This window comes from Microcystis sp. M53602_WE12, assembly GCF_030065455.1.
GTDB lineage: Bacteria > Cyanobacteriota > Cyanobacteriia > Cyanobacteriales > Microcystaceae > Microcystis > Microcystis aeruginosa.
Genome location: NZ_JASJFB010000065.1, coordinates 1 through 3,582 on the forward strand (window position 1 = coordinate 1; position 3,582 = coordinate 3,582).

Annotated in this window: 5 protein-coding genes and 1 pseudogene; 3 read left to right on the plus strand and 3 right to left on the minus strand. The window is 46.8% G+C overall.

Features of this window, described 5'->3' with window-relative positions; translation table 11 throughout:
* A partial coding sequence (locus PX482_RS02830; RefSeq protein ID WP_288094696.1) for a hypothetical protein occupies positions 1-268 on the plus strand: 268 nt, incomplete at its 5' end.
* 56 nt (positions 269-324) lie between these two features.
* On the opposite strand, the gene PX482_RS02835 is transcribed toward PX482_RS02830, so the two are convergent.
* Positions 325-525 carry a hypothetical protein gene (locus tag PX482_RS02835; RefSeq protein WP_002798182.1) on the minus strand — a complete coding sequence of 67 codons (201 nt, stop codon included), beginning with the start codon at positions 523-525 and terminating at the stop codon, positions 325-327.
* Positions 526-1,075: 550 nt separating this feature from the next.
* On the opposite strand from PX482_RS02835, the gene PX482_RS02840 reads away from it, so the two are divergent.
* Both PX482_RS02840 and PX482_RS02845 read left to right on the plus strand, forming a co-directional pair.
* Complete coding sequence (locus PX482_RS02840; protein WP_002757339.1) at positions 1,076-1,744, plus strand: lysophospholipid acyltransferase family protein; 669 nt, start codon at positions 1,076-1,078, stop codon at positions 1,742-1,744.
* A 376-nt stretch (positions 1,745-2,120) separates the two neighbouring features.
* The gene (locus PX482_RS02845) at positions 2,121-2,495 is read left to right on the plus strand and encodes a hypothetical protein (RefSeq protein WP_288122047.1); all 375 of its coding nucleotides are present in this window, start codon (positions 2,121-2,123) and stop codon (positions 2,493-2,495) included.
* Here the strand turns inward: PX482_RS02845 and cbiB are convergent.
* Both cbiB and PX482_RS02855 read right to left on the minus strand, forming a co-directional pair.
* Complete coding sequence (cbiB, locus tag PX482_RS02850; RefSeq protein WP_288122049.1) at positions 2,436-3,416, minus strand: adenosylcobinamide-phosphate synthase CbiB; 981 nt, start codon at positions 3,414-3,416, stop codon at positions 2,436-2,438. The two genes, PX482_RS02845 and cbiB, sit on opposite strands and share 60 nt — an antisense overlap.
* A 2-nt stretch (positions 3,417-3,418) precedes the next feature.
* Positions 3,419-3,582: pseudogene (locus PX482_RS02855) on the minus strand (GFA family protein); the annotation flags it as partial.

Genomic DNA, 3,582 nt, shown 5'->3' on the forward strand with positions numbered 1-3,582 from the left:
AGCTCAGCATCCCTATAAAACTCAAATCTTGGACTTCCATTCCTGCAAAACCCAATGGGCAACTCGTTCACTCTATTTTGAGGGACAGAAGCGAAATCAATTCTGTATCCTACACTACCGTTTGAATTTGGAATTGCTGATTCAGCAAGCTCTAATTAAAGATTTTCTTAAGATTTCTGGCCATAGCCGCTCCCCGCTCCCATGCAGTCTCAACCAGAGTTTTAGGCTTAACCGAGCCGTATTACCCCGCACCCCAGGGGAACTGTAGCCAATTTTGTCGGCAAGGTGCGAACTAACCCCCGTTCCCCGTTCCCCGGCCAAACCCTAGAAATCATCGGGAATAATCCATTGGGTCGGTTGCGTCAGTTTTTTTAGTCTAGCGGCTTCTGCCATTTCTAGCATCTTTTCCAAAGAAGTTTCGGCAATGAATTTGGCTGCTTCAGCGGCATGAGCTTGATTGGGGCATTTATCGCCTAAAATACAACCATTTAGGCAATCTACAGCACAATTTACCTGTTTTTCCATAAAAATTCTCTTTTTCTGACTAGATTTGGCCTTTATATTTTAACCCAACTTTTTTTAAGTACCTAAGCAAAATTAATTAGGGCTGGCTGAATAATGGTAAAACCCTTTTAAAATAAGGCTTTTGACCTGTTAAAATCCGATGTTAGTGCAAGAATATAGGATTGGGACATTCAAAAACTTTGCATTATTCTTCTTGTAGTACATAGACTGGTATAAAAAAAAGAAGGGCAACAAAGCCTGAAACGACCGGCCACTGACTCCTAACCCCACCAACAAACTTTTTCAGCAAACCCTAATTACCATCGAAAATGAGGTAATTGACCACCTGAAAATCGGTAAAACCCGACACCCCACACCCCACACCCCACACCCTACCCCTAGGAAAAACTTTTTGCCGCAAACCCTAGGTAAGTAATTATGCCAGTTAAGAAAGCGGCACGCTTAACCTTTCCCTAACCCATAAATTGTTATATATTTCAATTGTGTGAGGAGTGAGAAGAAAGCAAAGTCCTTGGGGTCGAAACACGGCAAGACTCCCGAGGGCTTTTCCATGTCTAGGGAACAATTGTCAGTCATGAACCAGCCTCAAGAGCGAGAACCTTTTGCCAGTTTAGTTTTATATCATCTCTTTAAATGGTCGATCGTTAGCCCAACCCTACACGGCTATTTTCGCGGTCGCGTTTACGGAGTGGAAAATGTCCCCCGGCGTCATCCTCTGATTATCGTCTGCAATCACGCCAGTTACTTCGATCCACCTCTATTATCCTGTGCTGTGCGTCGTCCCGTAGCTTATATGGCTAAAGAAGAATTATTCACCATCCCGATTTTAAAACAGGCGATCGCTCTTTACGGGGCCTATCCCGTCAAACGCAGCAGTGGTGATCGCGGGGCAATTCGGGCGGCGATGGCAGCCTTAGCAGCGGGCTGGGCAGTAGGAGTGTTTCTGGAGGGAACCCGCACCGAGGACGGATTGATCCATCAACCAAAACTAGGCGCGGCGATGATTGCCGCTAAAGCGGGAGTTCCCCTGTTACCCGTCAGTTTGTGGGGGACAGAAAAGATTTTTCAAAAAGGTTCTTCTTTTCCCCATAGTATCCCCTTAACTATTCGCATCGGCGAAGTGCTGCCGCCACCGATTTCTAGCAAAAGAGAAGCTTTACAGACAGTTACCGAGCGCTGTGCCGAAATTATTAACGGATTACACGCCCTCGGACGCTAACTAGGGTTTGCGGCAAAAAGCTCTTCCTGGGGGCAGGGTGTGGGGTGTAGGGTGTGGGGTGTGGGGTATAGGGGGAGTGGGAATTATGAATTATGAATTATGAATTGGGGAGGTGGGGAAGTGGGGAAATTGAACTAAAACCCCAAAACCCCAAAACCCCAACCTCCAAAACCTGTCTCCTATCTCCTGAATACTGACTCCTGCCGACCGCCTGATCTCAACAAGCAATTTAAATGACCAACAGCTTATCCAACAAGGTTTTTAGAATTAGTAAGCAAACCCTAAATACCCGGGCAGCTGATGGGATTTCTTTCCCCGACACTTTGAAGTGGGGAATCTAGGCTAAAATTGGCATAACTCGACCATCGCCTCGACCATGTTCTTTTTTGTCCTCGGCTTCAATCTAGGCTTAACTTTATTTAATTGCTTTCTAGTCTGGAAATTGTGGCAATTGCGGCGGATTTTAGGGCGAGTGACCAAAATTTTAAACCGGGTGGAACGACGTTTACACCACATTTTTTACCCCGCCCCCGAATATATTGTCATCGCCGGGGCGAAAACCTATTATCTCCGACAAAACTATCAACGTCTCTGCGGACAGATACAGATACTGCAATCCCTATTCTTGACCTTCTCCCTGATTATCCGTTACTGGCAGCGTCAACCCCGTCAACGCCGTCGCCTGTGGTCGCTAAAATTGAGCAAAATCTCTAGCAATCAAGCAGCTGACAGCGATCGCCAGCCAAAGTAATACACAAGTACGAGTTAAATTCAAAGCCTGTTCGACGGTTTTGACGGTAATCGGGTTGAGGTTATCGCCCAATAAAGGTTTTTCCACAATCTGGCCTCGATATTGATTTTTACCCCCCAATTGCACCCCCAAAATCGCCCCATAGACGCATTCACTCCAACCAGAATTAGGACTAGGATCCCGACGGGCATCGCGCCAACAAATGCTTAAAACCCGCCCCGGCCGGCCCGAAATTAGGGCGAGAGTTAAGACCGTCAAACGACAGGGTAGCCATGTCAAAACATCCTCGCTTTTGGCACTAAACCAACCAATATGGGTGTAGGGTGGCCGACGATAGCCAATCATCGAATCGAGGGTACTAGCGGCTTTATAAGCGCAAGCGAGGGGAACTGGCCCCACACCCAGAAAAGCACCGAGAAGGGCATAAAAAAGCGGCGCGGTAACTCCATCCACACCATTTTCACTGACGGTTTCTAATAGGGCGCGGAGGATTTCTTCCCAGCCGAGATTATCTGTGTCGCGACCAACGTATAAACTTAGTTGGCAACGAGCTAAGGTGATATTTTCAGCTTGTAAAGGTGCGATGACTGTTTCGGCAGCCCTGCGTAAACTTCTACCGGCTAAACAACTAGCCAAGAGAATCATTTGTACTAGGCAACTCAGCAGCAAATTGACCTGACCTAACCATTGGATTCCTAGCCAAGTTAAGACCCCGGCCAAGATAATTAAACCTAGTCCCAGAATTATGCCCGCTAAACGTTGGCGAATTTTTTCCCGCGTCCAATTAAGGATAACTTTTGTGGCAACAGCAATAATCGCCCCCATCACCTGCACTGGATGAATCCATCCCCAAGGATCGCCCACCAGATAATCTAAAACCGCCCCTAATACTAAAATGATCGCCGTTGCCGTTTCCTTCACAATTACTCCCTTTTACCATCGATATCCCGAATTTTCTCAATATTGTCTTCCCAGTTAGCCCCATCAAAGAACTGGATCTGAAAATCGCCTAAGACATTGCCCTCCAAACAGCGCAGGTTTATATCTATAGCGTCAGGATGGGAGCGGGGACGATAGAAAGGATGAA

Coding starts and splice junctions, on each gene's coding strand:
- PX482_RS02835 (WP_002798182.1), bottom strand. CDS start 525: ATGGAAAAACAGGTAAATTGTGCTGTAGATTGCCTAAATGGTTGTATT.
- PX482_RS02840 (WP_002757339.1), top strand. CDS start 1,076: ATGTCTAGGGAACAATTGTCAGTCATGAACCAGCCTCAAGAGCGAGAA.
- PX482_RS02845 (WP_288122047.1), top strand. CDS start 2,121: ATGTTCTTTTTTGTCCTCGGCTTCAATCTAGGCTTAACTTTATTTAAT.